Annotated in this window: 18 protein-coding genes and 1 other RNA gene; 12 read left to right on the forward strand and 7 right to left on the reverse strand. The window is 65.5% G+C overall.

Annotated elements, in window-relative coordinates; all coding sequences use genetic code 11:
- Nucleotides 1–17: 17 nt before the first annotated feature.
- From IPM20_11480 to IPM20_11490, 3 genes are all read right to left on the reverse strand, one after another.
- Nucleotides 18–827 carry a CbbQ/NirQ/NorQ/GpvN family protein gene (locus IPM20_11480; protein MBK9132241.1) on the reverse strand — a complete coding sequence of 270 codons (810 nt, stop codon included), beginning with the start codon at nucleotides 825–827 and terminating at the stop codon, nucleotides 18–20.
- A 155-nt stretch (nucleotides 828–982) separates the two neighbouring features.
- The gene (locus tag IPM20_11485; GenBank protein ID MBK9132242.1) at nucleotides 983–1,339 is read right to left on the reverse strand and encodes a ribulose bisphosphate carboxylase small subunit; all 357 of its coding nucleotides are present in this window, start codon (nucleotides 1,337–1,339) and stop codon (nucleotides 983–985) included.
- 104 nt (nucleotides 1,340–1,443) lie between these two features.
- The gene (locus IPM20_11490) at nucleotides 1,444–2,865 is read right to left on the reverse strand and encodes a form I ribulose bisphosphate carboxylase large subunit (protein ID MBK9132243.1); all 1,422 of its coding nucleotides are present in this window, start codon (nucleotides 2,863–2,865) and stop codon (nucleotides 1,444–1,446) included.
- Nucleotides 2,866–3,071: 206 nt separating this feature from the next.
- On the opposite strand from IPM20_11490, the gene IPM20_11495 reads away from it, so the two are divergent.
- The 4 genes from IPM20_11495 (at nucleotide 3,072) to IPM20_11510 (ending at nucleotide 6,035) form a co-directional block, all read left to right on the forward strand.
- On the forward strand, nucleotides 3,072–4,010 hold the full coding sequence (locus IPM20_11495; protein ID MBK9132244.1) for a LysR family transcriptional regulator: 939 nt from the start codon (nucleotides 3,072–3,074) through the stop codon (nucleotides 4,008–4,010).
- A gap of 76 nt (nucleotides 4,011–4,086) precedes the next feature.
- Nucleotides 4,087–4,854, forward strand: a complete 768-nt coding sequence (gene djlA, locus IPM20_11500; GenBank protein ID MBK9132245.1) for a co-chaperone DjlA — start codon at nucleotides 4,087–4,089, stop codon at nucleotides 4,852–4,854.
- Between the two features lie 128 nt (nucleotides 4,855–4,982).
- Nucleotides 4,983–5,609, forward strand: coding sequence for a glutathione S-transferase N-terminal domain-containing protein (locus IPM20_11505; GenBank protein MBK9132246.1), 627 nt, complete (start codon nucleotides 4,983–4,985; stop codon nucleotides 5,607–5,609).
- 30 nt (nucleotides 5,610–5,639) lie between these two features.
- Nucleotides 5,640–6,035: a ClpXP protease specificity-enhancing factor gene (locus tag IPM20_11510; protein MBK9132247.1), complete on the forward strand. Its 396-nt coding sequence runs from the start codon at nucleotides 5,640–5,642 to the stop codon at nucleotides 6,033–6,035.
- A gap of 12 nt (nucleotides 6,036–6,047) precedes the next feature.
- Here the strand turns inward: IPM20_11510 and IPM20_11515 are convergent, their stop codons facing one another.
- From IPM20_11515 to IPM20_11530, 4 genes are read right to left on the reverse strand one after another with little or no spacing between them, the layout of a single operon-like run.
- Nucleotides 6,048–7,451, reverse strand: coding sequence for an FAD-binding protein (locus IPM20_11515; protein ID MBK9132248.1), 1,404 nt, complete (start codon nucleotides 7,449–7,451; stop codon nucleotides 6,048–6,050).
- Nucleotides 7,452–7,459: 8 nt separating this feature from the next.
- Complete coding sequence (locus IPM20_11520) at nucleotides 7,460–8,038, reverse strand: BON domain-containing protein (GenBank protein ID MBK9132249.1); 579 nt, start codon at nucleotides 8,036–8,038, stop codon at nucleotides 7,460–7,462.
- Between the two features lie 38 nt (nucleotides 8,039–8,076).
- Nucleotides 8,077–8,466, reverse strand: coding sequence for a YraN family protein (locus tag IPM20_11525; protein MBK9132250.1), 390 nt, complete (start codon nucleotides 8,464–8,466; stop codon nucleotides 8,077–8,079).
- A gap of 6 nt (nucleotides 8,467–8,472) precedes the next feature.
- Nucleotides 8,473–10,338, reverse strand: a complete 1,866-nt coding sequence (locus IPM20_11530; protein ID MBK9132251.1) for a penicillin-binding protein activator — start codon at nucleotides 10,336–10,338, stop codon at nucleotides 8,473–8,475.
- 65 nt (nucleotides 10,339–10,403) lie between these two features.
- Here IPM20_11530 and rsmI point away from each other — a divergent pair, with 65 nt between their 5' ends.
- From rsmI to IPM20_11570, 8 genes are all read left to right on the forward strand, one after another.
- Nucleotides 10,404–11,240 (forward strand): 16S rRNA (cytidine(1402)-2'-O)-methyltransferase, encoded by an 837-nt coding sequence (gene rsmI, locus IPM20_11535; GenBank protein MBK9132252.1) that lies wholly within the window; start codon nucleotides 10,404–10,406, stop codon nucleotides 11,238–11,240.
- A 61-nt stretch (nucleotides 11,241–11,301) separates the two neighbouring features.
- Nucleotides 11,302–11,662: RNase P RNA component class A (gene rnpB / locus IPM20_11540), an RNA gene on the forward strand.
- A gap of 313 nt (nucleotides 11,663–11,975) precedes the next feature.
- A complete protein-coding gene (mraZ, locus tag IPM20_11545) occupies nucleotides 11,976–12,452 on the forward strand; it encodes a division/cell wall cluster transcriptional repressor MraZ (GenBank protein ID MBK9132253.1) in 477 nt (158 codons plus the stop codon).
- A gap of 1 nt (nucleotide 12,453) precedes the next feature.
- The gene (gene rsmH / locus IPM20_11550; protein MBK9132254.1) at nucleotides 12,454–13,395 is read left to right on the forward strand and encodes a 16S rRNA (cytosine(1402)-N(4))-methyltransferase RsmH; all 942 of its coding nucleotides are present in this window, start codon (nucleotides 12,454–12,456) and stop codon (nucleotides 13,393–13,395) included.
- A gap of 5 nt (nucleotides 13,396–13,400) precedes the next feature.
- Nucleotides 13,401–13,664, forward strand: coding sequence for a cell division protein FtsL (gene ftsL / locus IPM20_11555; GenBank protein ID MBK9132255.1), 264 nt, complete (start codon nucleotides 13,401–13,403; stop codon nucleotides 13,662–13,664).
- Nucleotides 13,661–15,454 (forward strand): penicillin-binding protein 2, encoded by a 1,794-nt coding sequence (locus IPM20_11560; protein ID MBK9132256.1) that lies wholly within the window; start codon nucleotides 13,661–13,663, stop codon nucleotides 15,452–15,454. The genes ftsL and IPM20_11560 overlap by 4 nt, the downstream gene beginning before the upstream one ends.
- Entirely contained in the window at nucleotides 15,454–16,986 is a 1,533-nt protein-coding gene (locus tag IPM20_11565) for a UDP-N-acetylmuramoyl-L-alanyl-D-glutamate--2,6-diaminopimelate ligase (protein MBK9132257.1), read from the forward strand. Before IPM20_11560 ends, IPM20_11565 begins: the two co-directional genes overlap by 1 nt.
- 32 nt (nucleotides 16,987–17,018) lie before the next feature.
- Entirely contained in the window at nucleotides 17,019–18,452 is a 1,434-nt protein-coding gene (locus IPM20_11570; protein ID MBK9132258.1) for a UDP-N-acetylmuramoyl-tripeptide--D-alanyl-D-alanine ligase, read from the forward strand.
- The last annotated feature ends 1 nt before the right edge of the window (nucleotide 18,453 follow it).

Consider the following 18,453-nt stretch of genomic DNA (forward strand, 5'->3'; position numbering starts at 1 on the left):
CGGTCATCCGCGGGCGCTCATCCGAAGAAGGTATGCACCGCGGCGTCGAGCGTGTCACGCATGTCGGGGTCGTCGGTGAGCGGCCGCACCAGCGCCATCCGGCACGCCGCCACCGGCTCGATGCCCTTGGCGATGAGCTGGCCGGCGTATACCAGCAGGCGGGTCGAGATGCCTTCGTCCAGCCCGTGGCCCTTGAGGTTGCGCGCACGCTGGGCGATCTGCACCAGCTTGCCGGCGATCGCCGCATCGACGCCGGTTTCATGCTGTACCACGCGGGTCTCGATCTCGGCGGCGGGATAATTGAAGTCGAGCGCGCCGAAGCGCTGCTTGGTCGACTGTTTCAGGTCCTTCATCAGGCTCTGATAGCCGGGGTTGTAGGAGATGACCAGATGGAAATCCGGGTGCGCTTCCACCAGTTCGCCCTTCTTGTCGAGCGGCAGCGTGCGGCGGTAGTCGGTCAGCGGATGGATCACCACGGTGGTGTCCTGGCGTGCCTCGACCACCTCGTCGAGGTAGCAGATGGCGCCGATGCGCGCCGCCGTGGTGAGCGGCCCGTCCTGCCAGCGCGTGCCGGTGACATCGAGCAGGAAGCGGCCGACCAGGTCAGAGGCCGTCATGTCCTCGTTGCACGCCACGGTGATGAGCGGGCGTCCGAGTTTCCATGCCATGTACTCGACGAAGCGCGTCTTGCCGCAGCCGGTGGGGCCCTTGAGCATGATCGGCATGCGGGCGGCGTAGGCGGCCTCGTACAGCCCCACCTCGTCGTGCACCGGCAGATAGTAGGGTTCCTTCTTGATCTGATACTGCGCGCTGTCGGTCTTGCTCATCGTTTCTCACTCCGGCCGGGGGATAAAGAGGAAAGGGCGCAAACGGGAACGCGGGATCGTCATGCCCGGCTGTGCGCTTTGCTCTGCATCAAAAAAAACCCCCTGCGCGGCGATCCCGGGCAGGGGGTGCTGGCTACAGCATACCCGCGGCGGGATCAGTTCATCGGGCCGCGGTAGATCACCATCGCGGTCCCCTGCGACTGGGCGTAGTTGTCATAGCCGACCAGGCGCACGTGGTTGCGCGGGTGCGCCTTGTGGCAGGCCTCGGCCTCGGCCAGGATCTTGTCGACGTTGGTCTCGCCGAACATCGGCAGTTTCCACATGTACCAGTAATGATCGAAGGCGTTTTCCGGCTCGCTGTGCTCGATGGCCGGGTTCCAGCCCTGCTTGACGATGTATTCCACCTGCTTGCGGATGTTGTCCTTGCTCATCTCCGGCAGGTAGGAGAAGGTCTCGAACTTGCGGCTCGAGAAGTCGGTCAGGCTCGACTTGTAATCTTGCATTTCGCTCATTGCACGCTCCTTAAAATTTAATCAGGTGAGGAGTCAGGCGTGAGGGGCGGGGCGGAACCCAGGGTTTAACACCCGGCTCCTTGCCCCTCACGCCTCACGGGTTCTTACTTGTGCGCCACGTCCAGCTTGTCCACGGTGTCGAACTCGAACTTGATCTCCTTCCAGGTCTCCAGCGCCATCTTCAGCTCGGGGCTGCTCTTGGCGGCGTTGAGGAGGATCTCCTTGCCTTCCTTCTCGAGGGCGCGACCCTGGTTGCGGGCCTCGACGCAGGCCTCGAGCGCGACGCGGTTGGCCGCCGCGCCGGCCGCGTTGCCCCACGGATGGCCGAGGGTGCCGCCGCCGAACTGGAGCACAGAGTCATTGCCGAAGATCGTGACCAGCGCCGGCATGTGCCAGACGTGGATGCCGCCGGAGGCCACGGCGAAGACGCCGGGCATGGAACCCCAGTCCTGATCGAAGAAGATGCCGCGCGAGCGGTCTTCCTTGATGTAGCGGTCGCGCAGCAGGTCGATCCAGCCCAAGGTCGCGGCGCGGTCGCCTTCCAGCTTGCCGACCACGGTGCCGGTGTGCAGGTGGTCGCCACCGGACAGACGCAGGATCTTGGCCAGCACGCGGAAGTGGATGCCATGCTTCGGGTGGCGGTCGAGTACGGCATGCATGGCGCGGTGGATGTGTAGCAGCATGCCGTTGTCACGGCACCAGTTGGCCAGGCCCGTGTTAGCGGTAAAGCCGCCGGTGATATAGTCGTGCATGATGATCGGCGCACCGATCTCCTTGGCGTATTCCGCGCGCTTGTACATCTCTTCCGGGGTCGGCGCGGTCACGTTGAGGTAATGTCCCTTGCGCTCACCGGTCTCTCGTTCGGATTTGTCGATCGCATCCATGACGAAATCGAAGCGCTGGCGCCAGCGCATGAACGGCTGCGAGTTGATGTTCTCGTCGTCCTTGGTGAAATCCAGACCGCCACGCAGACATTCGTAGACGGCGCGGCCGTAGTTCTTGGCCGACAGGCCGAGCTTCGGCTTGATGGTGCAACCGAGCAGAGGACGGCCGTACTTGTTCATGATATCGCGCTCGACCTGGATGCCGTTGGGCGGGCCGCCGCAGGTCTTCACGTAGGCGATCGGGAAACGGACGTCTTCCAGGCGCAGGTGACGCACGGCCTTGAAGCCGAACACGTTGCCAACCAGCGAGGTGAACACGTTGACGACCGAGCCTTCTTCGAACAGGTCGATCGGGTAGGCGATGAAGGCGTAGAAGGATTCGTCGTCGCCCGGCACGTCCTCGATGGCATAGGCGCGGCCCTTGTAGTAGTCGAGATCGGTCAGCAGGTCGGTCCACACCGTGGTCCAGGTCCCGGTCGAGCTCTCCGCGGCGACGGCGGCGGCAGCCTCCTCGCGCGGCACGCCGGCCTGCGGGGTGATCTTGAAGCAGGCGAGGATGTCGGTATCCGCCGGGGTGTACTCCGGCATCCAATAGGTTTCGCGGTATTCCTTCACTCCCGCTTTGTAGGTTTTCACTGCCATGGCCAGTTCTCCTGAGAGCTAGTTGATGATGTTATGCAGCTTGGCGCGACCGGATACCCGCGTGTTGGCGGCGCGGGTGCCTCTACCTTCCCAGCCGGTTGACGCCCCTCCCGTCGGCTGGATGGGATGATTATAGGAGGCAGACATATAATGTAAAATCAATATTATTAATTGATAGCATAAGTTAAATCTTATATATTGTTGCCATGCATGTGACCCTTCGCCAACTCAAGGTCTTCGCCTCCGTCGCGCGTCACATGAGCTATACCCGGGCGGCGGAGGAACTGCATCTCTCCCAGCCCGCGGTCTCCATGCAGATCAAGCAATTGGAGGAGAACGTCGGCCTGCATCTGTTCGAGCAGCTGGGGCGGGGTATCCATCTGACCGAGGCGGGTCACGAGGTATATCAGTGCAGCCGTGTGATCCAGCAGCAGCTCGACGACACCGAGGCGGCGCTCGAGCAGATGAGGGGGATGCAGCGCGGACGACTCAGCCTGGCGGTCGCGAGTACCGCCAACTATTTCGCCACGCGTCTCATCGCCACCTTCAGCCGGCGGGTGGAACACCTGACGGTCAGTCTCGATGTCACCAACCGCGAGGGCCTGCTGCACGATCTGGAGAATAACGTCACCGATCTGGTGATCATGGGGAAGCCGCCGGAAGAGCTGGATCTGGTCGCCGAGCCCTTCATGGACAATCCGCTGGTGGTCATCGCCGCGACGGAGCATCCGCTCATCCGCCGCCGGCATATCCCGTTGGCCGAGCTTCAGGGCGAGACCTTCGTCGTACGTGAGCCTGCCTCGGGTACGCGCATCGCCATGGAGCGATTCTTCGCTGAACAAGGCGTGCGGCTCAGAACGGGGATGGAGATGCGCAGTAACGAGGCGGTGCAGCAGGCGGTGCAGGCCGGCCTGGGCCTGGGCATCGTATCGATCCATACCCTCGAGCTCGAACTCGAGACGGGACGGCTCGCCGTGCTCGACGTCGAGGGGTTTCCCATCATGCGCCAGTGGTATATCGTCCACCGGGCGGGCAAGCGTTTCTCCCCGGTGGCCCAGGCGTTCAAATCCTTCGTGCTGGAGGAGGCCGCCACGTTGTGGCATCCCCCCGGTCAGGTGGCGGACGCGGAATCCCGCGCGGATTGACGAGGTGAGGCATGCCGATCGATGAATTCAGCTCCGGCTGTTCGCGCCGCTGCGGCGTGGTGCGCGGGGTGGCGTGATGAGCTGGTGGGGCAAGCTCCTGGGCGGGAGTTTCGGGTTTGTGCTCGGCGGTCCGCTGGGCGCCCTGGTCGGCGCGGCGCTGGGCCATACCATGGACGCGCACCGGTCCAGTTCCCCCAGCGTCCGCGAACGCACCCAGACCGCGTTCTTCACCGCGACGTTTTCCGTGCTGGGTCACCTGGCCAAGGCGGACGGGCGGGTCACGCGTGACGAGATCCGCCTCGCCGAGGCGGTCATGGTCCAGATGCAGCTGGGTGAAGAATTGCGCGACCTGGCGAAGAACCTGTATCGCCAGGGCAAGCAGCCCGATTTCGCGCTCGATGAGGTGCTCGATCAATTCAAGCGCGAATGCCACCGCAGCCGCCTGTTGCTGCGGATGTTCATCGAGATCCTGCTGCAGGCGGCCTATGTGGACGGCGTGCTGCACCCGGCGGAACGGAAAATCCTGCTGCATATCTGCGCCCGCATCGGTATCACACCCGCACAGTTCGAGCACCTGGACGCAATGGTGAGCGGAGCCCGCGGGCGCTTCCCGCGCGGCGGGCTGCGCGGGGACGAACTCGCCCGCGCCTACGCGGTTCTCGGGGTGTCCGCGGAAGCGAATGACGAGGAGATCAAACGCGCCTATCGGCGCCTGCTGAATCAGCATCATCCGGACAAGCTGGTGGCCAAGGGCCTGCCGGAGGAGATGATGAAGCTGGCGAGCGAGAAGACGCATGAAATTCGCAAGGCATACGAAAGGATACGCGCGGCGCGCGGTTTCTAGGGCGGCACCGGGCGGCACGTTCCGGGAAGTTCCCGGCGGCCGTCGGCTTTGTGACGCCCATCCGGCGGGTATGCTATATTTGGTCGGTCGGTCCCACCGCGTAAATCATACTGGGGAGATCCATCTTAATGGCGATATCAGCCGCGCGCAGGCCTGTGATGACTCTCTACTCGCGGGCCGATTGTCCGCTCAGTCATCGCGTCCGCATCGTTCTCTCCGAAAAAGGCATTACCGCCGATGTCGTGGATGTCGACATCAACAATCCACCGGAAGATCTGATCGACATCAACGCCTACAACACCGTCCCCACCCTGGTCGACCGCGATCTCGTGCTCTACGATTCGCTGATTATCATGGAGTATCTCGATGAGCGTTTCCCGCATCCCCCGCTGATGCCGGTGGATCCGGTGTCGCGCGCGCGTACCCGCATGATGCTGCACCGGATCGACGTGGACTGGTACAGCATGATCGCCGACCTCACCGGGGGCGAACGGGACAAGGCGGAAAAGGCGCGCAAGGCCCTGCGCGACGACCTCACCATGCTGGCTCCCATGCTGGTGAAGAAGCCCTATTTCATGAGTGACGAGTTCGGGCTGATCGAATGCAGCATGGGCCCCATCCTGTGGCGCCTGCCGCATTACGGCGTGGAGATACCGACGCAGGCGAAACCCGTCCAGCGCTATGCCGAGCGTATATTCAAGCGGGACTCCTTTCTGTCCAGCCTGTCCGAGGTCGAGCAGGAATTCGTCAAGTAAGACGATTCCGCCTTCTTCCCAATGACCGTCATGACTTCCAGTCGGCCCTATATCCTGCGGGCCATCCATGAATGGATCGTCGACAACGGATTGACGCCGCATCTGCTGGTGAATGCCGGCGTCGAGGGGATACGCGTCCCGGAGCAATATGTCGAGAACGGCAAGATCATCCTGAATATCAGCGCGCGCGCCGTGAGCGGCTATCATCAGGACAACGAGTGGATCATGTTTCAGGCGCGTTTCGGCGGACGCAGCCAGGAGATCGTCATTCCGGTGTCCGCCGTGCTGGCGATCTACGCGAAAGAGAACGGCAAGGGCATGGTATTCGGGCAGGAGGAGAACGGCGGGGAGGCCCCGCCGCCTCCGCAACCCCCTTCCGGCGCGCCCACCAAACCCGGCAAGCCGCGGCTGCAGGTGGTGAAATAGCCGGGGTCCCGATCAGGGTCCGGCGGACGGATCTGCAGTCGGCAGCGGAAACATCTTGTCCGGGTTGAGTATCCCGCGCGGATCGAATTCCCGTTTCAGGCGCCGCATCAGGTCCAGCGTGACCGGATCGATCTCGCGCCCGATGTAATCGCGCTTCTCCAGTCCCACCCCGTGTTCGCCCGACAGCGTGCCGCCGAGTTCCAGCACCAGATCGAATACGCGTGACAGGCAGGCATGCGCCTGTTCCATCTGGCGCGCATCGTCCGGATCGACGAGCAGATTGACATGGATGTTGCCGTTACCCGCGTGGCCGAAGTTGACGATCGTCACGCCGGACTCGATGGACAGCCGCTCCAGGCCGCCGATGAGCTGCGGGATGCGCGACACGGGCACCACCACATCCTCGTTGATCTTCTTGGGCGCCACCTTGCGCAGCGCCGGAGACAGCGCCTTGCGGGTCGCCCACAGCGCCGCCGTCTCGGCCGGATTCGCCGCCGCCTTGAAGGCGACCAGGCCCGGCAGGGTACAGGCGATCCGGATCGCCTCAATCGCGGCGTCCATCGCCACTGCGGGTCCGTCCGCCTCGATCATCAGCATGGCCCCGGCGCCCGCCGGCAGGTCGGCGCTGGAATAGTCGCGGATCATCTCGATGGCGCGCGCATCGATGAATTCGAGCGCGCAGGGCGTGACCGGCTGCGCCATGATACGCGAGACGGCCTGCGCCGCGGCATGAATGGAGTCGTATACGGCCTGCATGGTGCGGCGCGCCTCGGCGAGCGGGGTCAGCTTCAGGGTTGCTTCGGTGATGACGGCGAGCGTGCCTTCCGAGCCGATCAGGAGCCGGGTCAGGTCATAGCCCACGACCCCTTTGCTGGTGAAAACCCCGGTCCGGATCTCCTCGCCGGCACCGGTCACGGCACGCAGGCCGAGCACGTTCTCGCGCGGCGTGCCGTATTTCACGCTGCGCGGTCCGGCCGAGTTGTAGGCGAGGTTGCCGCCGATGGTGCAGTAGGCCGCGCTGGTGGGGTCCGGCGGCCAGAAGAAGCCCGCGGCGGCGGCGGCGTCCTGCGCCTCCTGATTGGTCACGCCAGGTTCGACCACCATCAGTCGATCCTCGGGTGCGACCCGCAGGATGCGGTTCATGCGTTCCAGCGACAGCACCAGGCCGCCACGCGTCGGTACCGTGGCCCCGGTGGTGCCGGTGCCGCGTCCGCGTGCCACCACGGAGACATCCGCGTGAATGCACAGACGCAGTATGTCCCGCACATGCGCGTGGGTAGTGGCGAAGGCGACCGCTTCCGGCGGATGGTGGCGACGGCTGTTGTCATAGCCGTAGGGCCAGCAATCGGCGGGATCCTGCAGGACGTTGCCGTCCCCGACGATGCGGGTCAGCGCGCTGATGAACCCCGGAGGCATCGTCCTCTTTAATCGAGATATTCGATGACGAGCACGACGCGCACGACGCCGTCGACCTGCTGGACGATGCGGGCGATGTACTGGGCGTCATTGCGCCGGGCGATGCCCATGAGATAGACCACGTTGTTCTCGGTGACCACCTTGACGTGGACCGAGGGCAGGCCCTGTTCGCCGAGCAGTCGGCTCTTGACCTTCGCCGTGGTCAGCGAGTCGATGCCGCGCTGCTTCATGCTGATGGAGGGGCCGATGGTCAGCTCGTCATGGATCGAGCGCACCTTGTCGACGGTGTTTACGTGCGCAATCACCCGGTCGCGCAGTTCCTGGGCGGGCACCTGGCCGGTCAGCAGTACTATGCGGTTGTAGCTGGTGATGGAGATGTGCGCGTCCTTGAGGGTGTCGTCCGCATTGACCTCCCCGCCGGCCTTCAACTCGATCGACTGGTCGTCGAGCACGGCGCCGGTCGTGCGTTTGTCGGTGGCCATCGCGGCGCCGGCCGCCGCGCCGGCGACCAGTACCGGCGCGACGCAGCCTGCGCACGGACCGAGGGCGAGCGCCGCCAGTGCCAGGGCCAGCCAGTTGCTTTTCATGGTGATGCGATCCTCCTGCCTTGAACCTGCGGCGGCCCTCAGGCGCCGAATGCGTCCCTGATCCATTCGATATTCGCCTCGTCCACGTCCGGTGTGACGGATATGACATCGAAGCGGGCGGAATGTTTTGTCGCGCGCGCACGGGTCTGCAGATAGTGCTGGGCCGCGACGATCAGCCTTTCCTGTTTCCTGCGGTCCACGCTTTCCAGTGCGCTGCCGTAGCGGGCGCTGCTGCGACAGCGCACCTCGACGAATACGATACAGGTTTTTTCCAGCATGATCAGGTCTATTTCCAGCTGGCGATGGCGGAAATTCCTTTCGAGCAGGGTCAGTCCCCGGCTGAGCAGGAAGCGGCACGCCGCTTCCTCGGCCATGCGCCCGAGCGCGTGCGCATCTGAGTTGCCGCGAGCGGTGCGAATGCGCGTCATCGGGGTTCAGTTATAGGGCCGGGGCAGTCCGTTGCTGAAGCGCGACCATTGCAGCTGCCGGAACAGGCGGTTGGTGTCGCCGAGCTGCAGCAGACCTGTTTCGCCGCTGTACTGTTCGTAACGGAACTGTCTCAGGTTGTTGAGATAGGGAATGATGTTATAGGCGTCGAGGCCCAGGGCATAGAAGCGGGTGTACTGCTGGAAACTTTCGGGCCAGAGCCGGGCGACCCGGGTCTTGACGGCATTGCCGCCTTCCTCCGCGAGCACCCACGGGATGTCGCAAAAGATCACGTCGTCCATGTCGCGATCCGCATTCTGGTTGCGCACGCCGGTGAAGACGTGAGAGGTGCTGTAGACGGGCAGGTCGCCGGCGTAGTGGAATTTCAGCTGTGGCCGGATCAGGCGGCCCTGGCGCGGGAATGCCGCCATGAAGATGACGTCCGCGTCCTGGCGCCGCCGTGGCTCGAATTTCACCGGCGACTGCAGGACCTTTTCCAGGGCCTGGCGTCGCCGCAGGCTCTGGTCCAGATCGAGCAGGGGCTCGATCTGGGCGGAGAAATCATTGTTGTCCGCCGGATAGCGCTGCGCCTCGAGCAGCACGCCGCCGTGTTGCTGCCAGTCCTCGGTGAAGGACTGCAATACCCGGTCGCCCCATTCGCCTTCCGGCACGATCGCGAGGGCATGGTTGTGTCCATCGAGCCAGGCCCGCTCCGATACCTGGCGCGCCTCGTCTTCCGGCGCCAGGCCAAACTGATAGAGACGGTCGCTGACCAGGCGGTCCGTGTCGCTGTAATTCAAGGTTAATGTGGGGACGGGGATGCGTCCGTTGCGGGCGATCCGGTTGACGGACTGCTTGATCAGGGGACCGACCACGAAGTCGCTGCCGTCCGCGATCGCCCGGCCATAGGCCTCGGCGGCGGTATCCGGTTCGGTGCCGGAGTCATAGACGCGGATGACAGGCGTATAGTCCATGTCCGTGCGTTGGTAATAGGCCGCGAAAAATCCGTCGCGCAAGGCCTGCGCGAGTTCCTGAACGCCGCTGCTCAGCGGCAACAGCAGGGCGATCCGGCTCGGGCGCTGGATCTCCTGCTGCCCGCGCGCCAGCACCAGGTCGACGATCTCCGTAGCGGCCGGATGTTCCGGGTAGAGTGAGCGCCAGTGGTCGATTTGCGCAGCGATGTCGCCCGGCGCCGTCGCCTTGGCGATCCGGGCCAGTTGCACCCAGCCGCCGTATACGTCCGGCGCCGCCTCGGTCCTGATCTTTGCCAGGCTTTCGACCGGCAGGCGGATGAGCGTCTGCCAGATGGTCTGCCGGTTGCGGTCCAGGATTTCCTGTTCAGAGGGGTCGATGAACGGTTCGCGCAAGACCCGCTGATAGGCGGATTCGGCCAGCTTGCCCAGGCGCTGGTAAGCGTCGGCGCGCAGCTCGTGCAGATCGGATCGCACCGCGGCCGGTGTATCGGCGGGGGGATCTTCCCGCAGCAGATCGAGCGCCGCCTGCGGCTTGTTGTCCGCCAGCGCGATGCGTGCCGCGATGATCCGGTACTGTACGCGCTGATGGGGGTTGAGCGTGGCGGAATCGATCCCTTCGAGCACCCGGCGCGCCTGCTCGATATGGTTGCCGCGCAGCAGCACTGCGGCCGCGCGCAGCAGATAGGCCGGGCGCTTCAGTTCCGAAAACTGCGCTGCGAGCGAGGTGTATTCCCGCGCCGCCGCTTCATAATCGCCGCCCTGCTCCGCGCGTTGCGCCCGCTGCAGCGCCTCGTGCTCGCCCGAGCGGACACCGCTTTTCTGCGTGTCCAGAGCGCATCCGGCAATGACGAGTGCTATGATCGCGGGTGCGAAACGGTACAGGGTGGGGGATCGGCGCATTACGATCTGCGTGGCGGTTCGGACGTATGGAGGCTCAAGTATCTCGATGAGGGCGTGTAGTGTCAATTGTTGAGGGCGCGCTGTATGTGGTGGCGACGCCCATCGGCAATCTCGGGGACATCAGCGCGCGCGCGCTTGAGATCCTCTCCGGCGTCGATGTGATCGCGGCCGAGGATACCCGCCATAGCCGCCAGTTGCTGCGCCACTACGGCATCGACAAGCCGGTTGTTGCGTTGCACCAGCACAATGAGCGCGCCCAGGTGGAACAACTGATCGAACGCCTGGGCTCGGGTCAGACGCTCGCCCTGGTGAGCGATGCCGGTACACCGGTCGTGAGCGATCCTGGGTATCACCTGGTGCGCGCGGCCCACGAGGCCGGTTGTCGCGTGACGGCGATCCCCGGTCCGAGCGCGGTGATCGCGGCCCTGTCCATTTCCGGCCAATCGGCCGAGCGCTTCGTGTTCGAGGGGTTCCTGCCCGCCCGCCCGGCGGCGCGCCTGGACAGGCTGGAGTCGCTGCGCGCTGAAAGCCGGACCCTGGTGTTCTTCGAGGCCCCGCATCGGGTGCTCGACACGCTGGAGGCGATGGTGCAGGTGTTCGGTGCGGACCGGGAGGTTACGTACGTGCGCGAGCTGTCGAAGCTCTTCGAAACCTCGCGCTTGACCCGCCTGGGGGAACTGCTCGACTGGGTGCGCGGCGACCCCATGCAGCAGAAGGGCGAAATCGTCATCGTTTTGCGCGGCGCGGCGGCGGGCGCCGCCGATCCGGGGCAGGCCGATGATGTCCTGAGACCGCTGCTGGAGGAGCTGCCGCTCAAACAGGCGGTGGGGCTGGCGGCGAAGCTAACGGGCCTGAGCCGTAACCAGCTCTACGAAGCGGCCCTGCGCCTGCGCGGCCCCTGATCCGCCCCAGGCCTCAGACCTTGCTTGTGGCCCCGTGCCGGGATCCTGTATCTTATGCGCGGGAGTCGGCCGGACAGTCGCTTTCCCTGCCGCTACGCGCGGCAGAGGGGGAGGAAAGTCCGGGCTCCATAGGGCGGGATGCCAGGTAACGCCTGGGCGGCGTAAGCCGACGGCCAGTGCAACAGAAAATATACCGCCCGCTGCCGCAAGGCGGCGGGTAAGGGTGAAATGGTGCGGTAAGAGCGCACCGCGCTGGTGGTAACACCAGTGGCAGTGTAAACCCCATCCGGAGCAAGACCAAATAGGGGAACATTGGTGCGGCCCGCACTGTTCCCGGGTAGGTCGCTTGAGGCACGCGGCGACGCGTGTCCCAGATGAATGACTGTCCTCGACAGAACCCGGCTTACAGGCCGGCTCCCACTCCTCTTTAAAATTTATCCCCCGCCCCATCCCGCGGTTGCACCGCACCCTTTTGTCGCATTGACCGCCTGCTGTTGATCGTCCGGTCGGTGATTCGTCACCCCTTTGCTTAGAAAGCACTGGACGATGTCCGGGCAACTCAATGATTTGCTGCATGTTCGCTGAATCACGGTTCGCCGAGGTTCGCTATCCACGTCTGTAAGTTACTGTGAGATAGAGAGAAAATTGTTAATCCGAGGGGCGGATTTCGGCTTGACAGTGGATTTGCGCGGTATATAGTGTCACGAAGTGGGAAATTGTGGGGCGTAGTGGGATATGGGCGCGGAGAGGGAGCCTACCTCGTTTCGCGGGGTCAACGTCTTGAGTCTGGATGCCAAGGGCCGGATCGTCATCCCGACCAAGTACCGTTCGATCCTGTCGGAAACCTGTCAGGGGCGGGTCGTGATCACGGTCGACAGTGATCCCTGCCTGCTGCTGTATCCGCTTCCGGAGTGGGACAAGATCCAGCAGGCCCTGACCCGCCTGCCGAATCTCGATCTGCAGACCCGGCAGTTGCAGCGTCTGTTGCTCGGGTACGCCTCCGACTGTGAGATGGACGGCCACGGCCGCATCCTGCTGCCGCCGGCGCTGCGCGGCGTCGCACGGCTGGAAAAGCGCATTTGTCTGATCGGTCAGGGCAACAAGTTCGAGCTGTGGGATGAGCAAACCTGGGATGAATTTCGCGCGAAATTATTGGCCCGTAACGAACATGAGCAACCCCTGTCGGAGCAATTGCGATCGTTCTCCCTATGACATGGCGGCGGTAGACGAGTATTCGCATCGGCCGGTACTGCTGGCCGAGGCGATCGATGCCCTGGCTGTCGTATCCGATGGGGTGTACATGGATCTGACCTTCGGGCGGGGAGGACACGCCTCCGCGATCCTCGCGCGGCTGGGTGCGGACGGGCGCCTGCTCGTCATGGACAAGGACCCCGAGGCGATTCGGGCCGCGCGGGAGCGGTTTGGACAGGACGATCGCGTGACCATCCTCCACGGCTCCTACGCCGGCGCCGCCACGGCGGCGGAAGCGCGGGGGTTGAGCGGCCGAATGAACGGCATCCTGATGGATCTGGGGGTTTCCTCGGCCCAGCTCGACGACCCTGGCCGCGGTTTCAGTTTCCGGAATGACGGGCCGCTCGACATGCGCATGGATCCGGCCGCCGGGGAGAGCGCCGCAGAATGGCTGGCGCGCGTTTCCGAGCACGAACTCATCCGGGTCTTGCGCGAATACGGTGAGGAGCGCTTTGCGGCGCGCATCGCGCGCGCGATCACGGCGGAACGCCGTCTCCACGCGATCGACACCACCGCCCGGCTGCGCGCGATCGTCGCCGCGGCCCATCCCGCCTGGGAGCCGGGCAAGGATCCCGCCACGCGCGCGTTCCAGGCCATCCGGATCCAGGTCAATCACGAACTCGAGGACCTGCGCCGGTGCCTCGACCGGCTGGTCCCGCTGCTTGCCCCCGGCGGCCGGCTCGCGATCATCAGTTTCCATTCGCTCGAGGATCGCATGGTGAAGCGGTTCATCCGCGACGAGTCGCGTGGGGATCCCTATCCCTCCGGACTGCCGGTGCCGGAAGCCATGCTCCAGCCGCAATTGCGGCCGGTGGGCGGAGCCATCCACCCCGGGGAGGAGGAGGTCGCGGACAACCCGCGCGCGCGTAGCGCGGTGCTGCGGGTGGCGGAAAGACTGCAATGACGCGCATGCGGCAGGGACTGGTTGCACTGCTGGCCGTGGCCGTACTGGCATCGGCCCTGGGGGCCGTTTACACCAAGCATCGCAGCCGTCAGTTGTTCGTCGGGTTGGAGGCGCTGAAGGCGGAGCGGGATGATCTGAACATCGAATGGGGGCAGCTGATGCTCGAGCAGGCCACCTGGGCCACGCCGACCCGCGTCGAGCTGATCGCGCGCCAGCGGTTGGAAATGACGGTGCCGCCCGCCGATACCATCGTGATCGTGACCCCATGAGCCGCGGCGCGCCCATTGCCTATCCGATGCGCCTGATTACGCTGCTGGCGCTGCTCGGCGCCATCGTTATCGCGCTGGTCTGGCGCGCGGTCGACCTGCAGGTCATGAACCGGGATTTTCTGCAGGACCAGGGTGACGCCCGGCATCTGCGCGCGCTCGCCTTGCCGGCCCACCGCGGCATGATCACCGACCGCGGCGGCGAACCGCTCGCGATCAGTACGCCGGTGGACTCGGTGTGGGTCAATCCGAAGGAACTGGTGCTCGAGCGCGAGGGCTGGCGTCCGCTGGCGCGTCTGCTCGGCATGGACGTGGCGGAGCTGCGCGACCGAATCATGCAGCGCGCCGACCGCGAGTTCGTCTATCTCAAGCGGCGCATCGATCCCGAGCTCGCCCAGCGGGTGATGGCGCTGGAGATCCCCGGGGTTTCGCTCCAGCGCGAATACCGCCGTTATTATCCGTTGGGCGAGGTGGCGGCCCATCTGGTCGGGATGACCAATGTCGATGACGCCGGACAGGAGGGCATGGAGCTCGCCTATGACAACTGGCTGCGCGGAACCTCGGGCTCCAAGTGGGTGCTCAAGGATCGCCTGGGTCATGTAGTCGAGAATGTGGCGGGTATCAAGGAGCCCGATCCGGGCAAGGATCTCGTCCTCAGCATCGACAACCGGATCCAGTATCTTGCCTATCGCGAGCTGAAGGCCGCCGTGCAGCTCCATCATGCGCACTCCGGTTCGGCGGTCGTGCTCGATGTGGCCACCGGGGAGGTGCTGGCGATGGTCAACCAGCCGTCCTATAACCCGAACAACCGCGAAGGCATGCGCGGCGAACTGCTGCGCAACCGTGCCGTCACCGATCTGTTCGAGCCGGGATCGACGATGAAGCCGTTTACCGTGGCGGCGGCGTTGGAATCCGGGAAATACCGTCCTGGCACCTTCATTGATACCGCCCCGGGGTATTACAAGATCGGCCGGCATCTGGTGCGCGATAAACATAATCTCGGATATATCGACGTCACGACGATCATCGAGAAATCCAGCAACGTGGGCATCAGCAAGATCGCGCTCGCGATCGAGCCGGCGCAGATGTGGAAGATGTTTTCCGGCGTGGGCTTCGGCCAGCCGACCGGCGGGAACTTCCCGGGCGAGGTCACCGGCCTGCTGGCCGATTACCGCGGCTGGAAAGAGATTGAGCGGGCCACGCTGTCCTTCGGTTACGGGCTTTCGGTAACCCCGCTGCAGCTGTGTCTGGCCTACACCGTGCTCGGCGACAAGGGTCGGCTGAAGCCGGTTTCCTTCGTCCCTATCGCGGGTGCGGTCGAGACCCGCGAGATCATGAGCGAGCGCACCGCGACTGAGATCATCCGCATGATGGAGACCGTGGTCTCGGAGCAGGGCACGGCGAATCTCGCCCGGGTGGCGGGTTACCGCGTCGCGGGCAAGACCGGAACCGTGCAGAAACTGGGCGCCGAGGGGTATTCGGACAAGCATTACGTCGCCGTGTTCGCCGGGCTCGCTCCGGCGAGCAACCCCCGCCTCGCCATGGCGGTGGTGATCAACGACCCGCAGGGGGATGAATATTACGGCGGGCAGGTGGCGGCCCCGGTGTTTTCCCGCGTCATGACGGGCGCCCTGCGCATGCTGGGCATGCTGCCGGATGAGCTGCCGCGCCAGTGGCGCGCGGACGCGGGTCGCGCCGGGCAGGCGGGCGGTCGGGATGCGGGTGCCCCCGCGAGCACGGTCGCCGAATCCTACGCGCGCCCGGTGCTGGCCGGCGACCAGGGGGTGATGTGATGCCGGGGCGGAACCTGGCGGTGAATCCCAGGCCGCAGCGGCTGAGCACGCTGCTGCAGGGGCTTGTCGCCGTCGACGCCGGGAATGATCCCGAGATCGCGGGATTGGAGACGGACAGCCGGCGGGTGCTGCCCGGGGATCTGTTTCTGGCCTGCGCCGGTGGACACGCGCACGGCGCGGAGTATATCGATGCCGCCGTGCGCGCCGGCGCCCGCGCCGTCGTATACGAGCCGGACGCGCGTGTCAGTCCGTCGCTGCTGGAGCCGCGCGGGGTGCCGTTGGTGGGCGTTGCCGGCCTGGGTCACCAGCTCGGGGTCATCGCCGCGCGATTTTACGAAGACCCGTCGCGCGACATGCTGGTGATCGGTATCACCGGCACCAACGGCAAGACCTCCGTTTGCCATTACCTGGCGCAGGCGCTGTTGAGGGACGGGGCGCCCTGCGGCGTGATCGGCACGCTCGGTTACGGCGCCTACGGCGCGCTCCGCGCGGGCGCCTACACCACCCCGGACGCCGTGACCCTGCAATCGGAGCTCGCCGCCATGCGCGCCGCGGGCATCCGTCGCGTCGTGATGGAAGTCTCCTCGCACGCGCTGGAGCAGGAGCGCACGCGGGGAGTCGCCTTCGACGGCGCGATCTTCACCAACCTCACTCGCGACCATCTCGATTATCACGGGGATCTTACCGCCTACGCGTGCGCCAAGCAGAAGCTGTTTCTGGTCCCCGGCCTGAGTTACGCCGTGATCAACGAGGACGATGCCTTCGGGCGCGAGCTGTTGGCCGGGCTGGCGCGCCCGATCGTCGGGGTGCGCTACGGCCTGGATGAGGGAGCCGGCCGCGAGGACGGGTTGCGTTATGTGCACGGGACCGTGGCGCGGCGCGACCTCGCGGGAATGGAATTGCGTATCCGTTCGAGCTGGGGCGACGGCGTGCTGAATACCGCCCTGCTCGGGGGCTTCAATGCCAGCAATCTGCTCGCGGTGCTCGCGATGCTGTTGCTGATGGAGCTGCCGCTCGAGGAGGCGCTGGCGCGGCTGGAAAACCTGCGCGCGGTGCCGGGGCGGATGGAGCGTTTCGAGCGCGCCGCCGGGCCGGGGCCGCTGGTCATCGTCGATTATGCGCATACCCCCGATGCCCTCAGGCAGGCGCTGCAAACCCTGCGCCCGCACTGCGCGGGCAGGCTGTGGTGCGTGTTCGGCTGCGGCGGCGACCGCGATCGTGGCAAGCGACCGCAGATGGGGGCCGTGGCCGCGCATTACGCCGATCGCATCGTCGTGACCAGCGACAACCCGCGCCATGAGGATCCACAGGCGATCATCGGGGAGATCCTGGCGGGCGTCGAGCGTGCGGAAGACGTCGCGCGCGTGCCGGATCGCGCGGCTGCGCTGCGGCGCGCGATCGAATCCGCTCGCCCCGAAGACATCATCCTGGTGGCTGGCAAGGGCCACGAGGATTATCAGCAGGTGGGGGACGAGCTTCTCCCGTTCAGCGATCGCGACCAGGTGCGCCGCCTGCTGGAGGAGACGGTATGACCGTGTTGCATGACGTGGCGCTGGAAGGCGGCATGATGCTGAGCGAATTGGCGCGTCTGGTCGACGGAGAACTGCGCGGTGCGGACCGGCGTTTTGATGCCATCGGCACGGATACCCGTACGCTGGGCGCCGGCACCCTGTTCATCGCCCTGCAGGGGCGCAACTTCGACGCGCATGAGTTCCTCGCGACCGCGGCGGCGCGCGGCGCGGTCGCCGCGCTGGTGCAGCGCGATGTCCCGACCGAACTGCCCGTCGTGCGTGTGGCGGATACCCGGCTTGCGTTGGGCCGGCTCGCCTCCGCCTGGCGCGACCGCTTTGCCATCCCGCTGGTTGCGGTGACCGGCAGCAACGGCAAGACCACGGTCAAGGGGATGCTGGCCGCCATCCTGGCGGCGCGGGGCGCCGTTCTCAGTACGCGCGGCAATCTGAACAACGACATCGGTGTACCGCTCACGCTGCTCAACCTGCGCAGCGATCACCGCGCTGCGGTGATCGAGATGGGCGCGAACCAGCCCGGCGATATCGAGTACCTGACTCACCTCGCGCATCCTACGGTCGCGCTGGTCACCAACGCCGCGCCGGCGCATCTGGCCGGGTTAGGGGATATCGCGGGGGTCGCGCGCGAAAAGGGGCAGATTTTTTCCGGGCTGGCGCCGGACGGTTGCGCCGTGATCAACGCCGACGATCCGCGCGAGGGGCTGTGGCGGGTCATGGCCGCGCCGCATCGCAGCGTCAGCTTCGGCCTGCGTTATCCCGCTGACGTGACGGCGCGTGATCTGCATCTCAACGCCGCCCTCGGCTGCTCCTTCACGCTGACCACGCCGGCGGGCGAGGCGGCGGTCGAGCTCAGGCTGTCCGGCCGCCATAATGTGATGAACGCGCTGGCCGCGGCGGCGGCGGCGCATGCCGTCGGGCTCGGGGTGGCGGACATCGCGTACGGGCTGGAATCCATGCGCGCGGTCGAACGACGCCTGCAGCTCAGGCGCGGGATCCGCGGGGCGCGCGTCATCGACGATACCTACAACGCGAATCCGGGCTCGGTGAAGGCGGCGCTGGAGGTGCTGGCGGTGGGCGGCGCCGACGGTGAGAAGATCCTGGTGCTGGGGGATATGGGCGAGCTCGGCAACGCCAGTCAGGCGCTGCACGAGCAGGTCGGACGCCAGGCGCGCGCGATCGGGGTCTCCCGTGTCTATGCGGTCGGCGAACTGGCGCGCACCGTCGCCGGCGCCTTCGGCAAGGGCGCCGCACACTATCCGGATCAGGCTGCGTTGATCGCCGCACTGGAGGCGGATCTCGCCACCCTCGCGCCCGCGCCGGTCACCGTTCTCGTCAAGGGTTCGCGCAGTATGCGGATGGAACACGTGGTCGATGCCATCACGGTCGCCGATGAAGCAACCGCTGCCGGCAGCGCGGGTGTTGGCCCGGGTGGTCCCGCATTGGCGCGACAGGTCGCGCAGGGAAGCTGAG

This window comes from Gammaproteobacteria bacterium, from assembly GCA_016716465.1.
Classification (GTDB): Bacteria; Pseudomonadota; Gammaproteobacteria; order SZUA-140; family SZUA-140; genus JADJWH01.